This window comes from Chamaesiphon sp. OTE_8_metabat_110 (genome assembly GCF_031382685.1).
Lineage (GTDB): Bacteria > Cyanobacteriota > Cyanobacteriia > Cyanobacteriales > Chamaesiphonaceae > Chamaesiphon.
Window position 1 is genome coordinate 1 of record NZ_JANMZA010000057.1, and the last position, 5,631, is coordinate 5,631.

Below are 5,631 nucleotides of genomic sequence, written 5' to 3' on the forward strand. Positions count from 1 at the left end.
TGGCGGTACGTCCTATACTGGCATCGATATCGAACGAGATCGTATTGCTAGCTGTACTAGTTTCAAACTGCTCCAGCCGCGACCAGATAAAGAAGGTAAGCCAATTAAGTACGAGCATCCAGCGAAAAAGCCTTGTAAGGCATTCCTACCTATAATCGATTGGGAAACATGGCAAGCGATCTCAGTGCGTGTAGGCGTGGCTTTACCCCCCGATCTAGTTACAAGGCAATGGCAATTAGCAGATATCGGCTCGGATGAATGGCGAGATGAATGCCAACGACTCAGCCTAGAGTTTTTACAGTGGATTCGAGATGATTCAACTATCCCTGTAACTACTACGGAAGGGGCAAAGAAAGCATTAAGTGGAATTAGCAGTGGTGAGATTTGTATCTCGTTAACTGGAGTTTGGAATGGCTGTCCCGAACTGAATAAGGGTGAAAAGGATTACACATTAATTAACGATTTAAAGTTAATTTCCACCCCTAATAGAAGGATAAATATTGCATTTGACAAAGACAGCAAACCTAAAACGATAAACATGGTTCGGGCTGCAACTAAAAGATTTGCTGGTTTATTAATAGCCGCAGATTGTCAAGTTTATTTAGCCGATTGGAGTAGCAATCGTGGTAAAGGCATTGACGATCTCATCTTTAACTGTGGAATTGAGGCATTCCATCAAGTTATCGATAGTGCAAAACCGTTTGGAACAGAGGAAATAGATGATGAAGCCTACTGCGGAAAAAAGCCACTCAAGTCAGTTGCAGAGCGGTTGCTGGAGATCGGCAGAACGGCTACTTACTTTCAAACACCCGACCGCATTGCTCATGCCGATATCGCCATTTCCGGCAACCGTCACACTTATGCAGTGCGCTCCAGAGCTTTTAGGATGTGGCTGGCTGGGATGTATTTTAATGTCGAGGGAAAAGGGATCGGCTCACAGACGATGCAAGATACGCTTTCAACGCTCGAAGAGATCGCTCTGTACGGGCGGGATTCGATAACTCGTGAAGTCCATATTACAGGCATCTATTCACTCGCAACGCGGGGGGACTTGCTACAGCGTTCGCTCATGGTGTCTCTGCCCTCGATTAGTCCAGAGCGGCGGAAAACCAGAGCAGCATTAGAAACCCAACTTAACGAGGCTAGACCGCGTATTCTCGGAGCATTACTTACCGCTTTGAGTCAAAACTTTAATTGCAGGAATTAAAATTACCTTTCAAGCAATCAATATTATTACTTACTATTGTACAGATCAAACGTGAGAAAGTTGTGAGCAAATAAGATAAATTACTGCTTTTTAACTTATTTTAATGCTGGTAAGCTATGTGCGCAAACAGCTTCATAAGATCGGTTCACGTAAAATAGATAGCAATTTATCAATTATTTACATGTGAATTTTAATCCTTATATTGCGAATCATTGAGGCAGTTTAAATCTATGCCTTTAGGATGAGGACTTTATTTGTTCGATCGATCGATGATGAGCTAAGGATAGATCGATCTATTTAAAATTCATCCTAAAAATTGTACGGCAAAATATAATTTTATATATTCAATAAATAATTCAAGAAATAATTTATAGTAAACTACTCATGAATAATTCTAAGCCGTCCAAATCTAACAACGTTAGCTCCGCTCCCGGGCGGGAACGAGGCATCGTCCTATCACAGCAAGGATGGCAGCGATTTCAAGTAGCAAAACAGCAAGTAGAATCCGATGAAATTTGGGGCAAGCATTTTACCCAAGAAGATTTGAGCGAGCGAACTGGACTTCCACTCAATACACTCTATCGGGTACTCAAGCGCGAACTGGGAGTCGATCGACACTCGTTAGAATACCTATTCAGGGCGTTTGGGCTGGAATTAACAAAAGTAGACCATATATCGGCGATTGTTACAGGTGAAGAGTCAGACAGCCGACGGGAAAATTCTCACCAAGATTGGAATAGTGCAATCGATACATCGGTGTTCTACGGGCGTGAGCGAGAACTGGCGCAACTGTGGCATTGGATTGTTTGCAATCGCTGTCGCGTGGTTGGGGTACTGGGAATGGGCGGGATTGGCAAAAGTTCGATCGCTGTCAAGGCTGCGCTTCAGATGCAATCCGAGTTTGAGATTATCGTGTGGCGCAGTCTGACTCATGCACCATCATTGACAGAGCTGCTATCGAGTCTGCTGAAATTTCTGATGCCGCTCTATGGTGAAGATCCAGTGATTCCTCCCACACTCGATGAGAAGTTTTCCAAGTTGATGCAATATCTGCGATCGCGTCGATGTTTATTGATGCTGGATAATGTTGAAGTTATTTTAGATCCTCAACGGGTGGGACAATGGCGATCGGGATTTGAAGCCTATGGACAACTACTCAAAACGATCGGCGAAACCCCTCACCAAAGTTGTTTATTATTCACCAGTCGCGAACAGCCTAGCGAAATAACGTTGATGGAAGGCAAACAGGGCACTTGCGCCGCGCTGTCTTTGGCGGGACTCACCCCCGCAGATGGACGCGCCATCTTTGACCAAAAAGGCGAATTTACAGGTACGACAGCCCACTGGCAGCAGCTAATTCATCATTACGGCGGCAATCCGCTGATGCTAAAGATGGTAGCAGCCGCTACCCAAGAACTGTTCGATGGCAGCATTGCCGAAGTCATCGCCGATCTCGAACGCGGAATTTTGGTATTTGAAGACATTAGCGATTTACTAGATCGGCAGTTTAAGCGGTTATCCACAGCCGAACAGAAAGTCTTGTTTTGGTTGGCGAGTTATCGTGAGCCAGTATCGATCGCCAAAGTTCGTAAAAGTATTGTCGGTTTGACCCCCGAACAGAGTGTACCAAAACAACTAAACTCACTGATGCGGAGATCGATCGTCGAAAAAACGGATGGGTTATTCTGTTTGCAGCCTGTGGTAAGAGTTTTCTTTACCAACAGTTGATTTACACCACTCAAGATCCACCAGTTAAGACGCAACTTAATTTTTCGATGTCGAGCGATTCCGCAAGGCGGAGGCTACGCCAACGAGTGTTGAGACGCTCGATTTAAATTAAAGCTTAACTGGTGGATCTTGCGTGGTGAAATTTGAATGAGTCTTGCAAACTGAAGATATAGCAAAAAACTGTCATCAATAATTTATTAACCACTAGCAAACGACTAAGACAGACAGCAAATTAGGAGAAAATCACATGACTCAATATGACTACATTATCATCGGTGCAGGCTCGGCAGGCTGTGTGCTTGCCAACCGCCTGACAGCAGACAGTGACACAACCGTCTTATTACTCGAAGCAGGCAACCCAGATACGAAACCAGAGATCCAAAGCCCGTCAGCAACCTTGCGCTTACTAGGTTCTGAAGTGGATTGGGGCTACTTCTCCGAACCAGAACCATCCCTAAGTAACCGCAAAATCTATTGTCCCCGTGGCAAAGTTTTAGGTGGCAGCAGTGCGATTAATTTCATGCTTTATAGCCGAGGCAATCGTCACGATTACGTTGGCGTAGCCTCTCCTTTGGAGAATCGCTGGCAGGCGTTGGGAAATCCTGGTTGGAGCTACTAGGAGATGTTGCCCTATTTCAAGAAATCCGAGCATCAGTGACGCGGTTGTTATTTGAGGGCACTCGCACCGTGGGGGTGGAATATCTCCACGAGGGCACGTTGCATCAGGTAGGAGTCAACGAGGAAGTAATTTTAAGTGCTGGTGCGTTCGATTCGCCCAAACTGCTGATGCTTTCCGGCATTGGGGACGCAGCACACCTACAAGCCTTGGGCGTTCCTATCATCGCCGATCTGACTCAATGGCAGTAGTAGATCCTGAGTTACGGGGACATGGAATCGATGGGTTGCGGGTGGTCGATGCTTCGATTATGCCAAAAATCGTGACAGGCAATACGAATGCACCCACGATCGCGATCGCTGAAAAAGCTGCCGATTTAATTAAAGCTGCACATTACTTACAGCAAAGACTTTTAGCACTGGCATAGTATTTCTAAAAGAGCGATCGAGGAATGTTCGATCGCCACAGCAGATGCGCCTACCACCTCTGGTGTAGCGATCGATTGGCTATTTAAAAGCAACCGTTTCCAAAAAAATTATCTCAAAGGGTATATCATGAACGCGAACTCCACCAATCTGACAGAGCAACCCGATGTACTACGAGAACACATCGATAGCAGCCTCACCAAAGCACAAGCACAAAAGAACATCCTCAAACGCAATAATTCTTGCTACAGTACAACCAACGCTATTCTCGGCGCGGTCGCCGCACTATTAGCAGGAACCGCAGGAACGGTTGGCAAAGCAGCAACCTGGAAACCGATCTGTCTGTTTGCTGCTGTCTGCTCAGTGGGTGCAACAGTGACCGCAAAACTGCAAACGACCGACCAGTTGACTCAAGTGAGTGAATGCGTGGGACAGCTTAAAGTACTCAAATTTGAAACCGTCCCGCTCACCTACGATTCAAAACAAGTTGGTGAGAAATATCAGCAAATTCTTCTCGCCTTCGATGTTTGATAGACCTCGTATGAAAGTATTTATTCGATATGCCAACTTTGACTACAGGAAATACGAACGCACCGACGTTGGCGTAGCCTCTCCCCTGGAGAATCGCGATTACCTCTCGGCGCGGCTACGCCAACGCTGAAAAAGCCGCCGATTTAATTAAAGCTGCACGTTACTTACGGCAAAGACTTTTGGCACTGGCATAGCCTCTCGTCTGGCAAATTGCATTAACTAATTCATCTCAGGAGAAAGATTCATGGAAACTATTTTGAAGAACATCGCCGTTCCAGCAGGTGAAGGTCGATCGATCGAAGTGCTGCCAGGAGAAACGATAACTTTTAAAGCGGTCAGCACGGATACAGACGGTGCCTACAGCTTAATTGAAGTAATCGACCAGCCACAAGCGGGGCCACCACTACATTTACATCGGCGCGAAGATGAGTCTTTTTACATTCTGGAGGGCACCTTTGCCTTTCAGATTGGCGATCGTGTTCTGACGGCGACCGCAGGTTGGTTTATGACCGCGCCCAAAGGCGTTCCGCATTCCTACAAAAATATTGGCACCACACCTGCCAAAATGCTAGCCCTCTTCGTTCCCGCAGGCATCGAGAACTTCTTCGAGGATCTGTCCAAGCTCACCGCCGCAGGCACCTTGGACATCGAGAACATTGCCTTTGTCGCAGCGAAGCAGGGGATAGAGGTGGTGCCCCCATCACCCGAAGGTTAAGGCAAATTTAGGTATTAAGCTCGACCACTCATACATCAATCGGCGCAATCTCAGCGCATCGCTTTCCTCTAGGGAAGGTTCCGCCAAGAAATCGCCGATACCTTTCAATTGAATATAGGAAGATCAAAATGACTCAACAAACAATCGATGGAAAACTTCAGTTTCAAGAGCAACAGATCGCCCCTGGTGCCGAACACCAACTTCTGAATATATTTGTCGGTAAGTGGCATACAGAAGGGCTGTCTTATGGATCGGGACAGTCTTATGAAAATCCCTACGACTCATCCGTCCGGTGGATTGGGGAGGAAAGCTACGAATGGCTACCAGGCGGGTTTTTTCTCGTTCACCACTTTGATGGGCAAGTCGGCGACTCACCGATAAATGGGATGGAATTTATCGGCTATGATGC

General features: G+C 46.4%; 5 protein-coding genes and 1 pseudogene. All 6 read left to right on the top strand.

What is annotated here, in order from left to right:
- Positions 1-1,207, top strand: a 1,207-nt coding sequence (locus tag RMO52_RS02115; protein WP_310410472.1) for a DUF3854 domain-containing protein, incomplete at its 5' end; no start/stop codon positions are given.
- A 384-nt stretch (positions 1,208-1,591) separates the two neighbouring features.
- Positions 1,592-2,935, top strand: coding sequence for an NB-ARC domain-containing protein (locus RMO52_RS02120; protein ID WP_310410474.1), 1,344 nt, complete (start codon positions 1,592-1,594; stop codon positions 2,933-2,935).
- A 247-nt stretch (positions 2,936-3,182) separates the two neighbouring features.
- Positions 3,183-3,978: pseudogene (locus RMO52_RS24605) on the top strand (GMC family oxidoreductase).
- A 127-nt stretch (positions 3,979-4,105) separates the two neighbouring features.
- Positions 4,106-4,507, top strand: a complete 402-nt coding sequence (locus RMO52_RS02140; RefSeq protein WP_309740551.1) for a hypothetical protein — start codon at positions 4,106-4,108, stop codon at positions 4,505-4,507.
- 244 nt (positions 4,508-4,751) lie between these two features.
- Positions 4,752-5,222, top strand: coding sequence for a cupin domain-containing protein (locus tag RMO52_RS02145; protein ID WP_310410483.1), 471 nt, complete (start codon positions 4,752-4,754; stop codon positions 5,220-5,222).
- 128 nt (positions 5,223-5,350) lie between these two features.
- Positions 5,351-5,631: DUF1579 family protein (locus tag RMO52_RS02150; protein WP_310410485.1), on the top strand; the 281-nt coding region annotated here is incomplete at its 3' end.

Coding starts and splice junctions, on each gene's coding strand:
- RMO52_RS02120 (WP_310410474.1), top strand. CDS start 1,592: ATGAATAATTCTAAGCCGTCCAAATCTAACAACGTTAGCTCCGCTCCC.
- RMO52_RS02140 (WP_309740551.1), top strand. CDS start 4,106: ATGAACGCGAACTCCACCAATCTGACAGAGCAACCCGATGTACTACGA.
- RMO52_RS02145 (WP_310410483.1), top strand. CDS start 4,752: ATGGAAACTATTTTGAAGAACATCGCCGTTCCAGCAGGTGAAGGTCGA.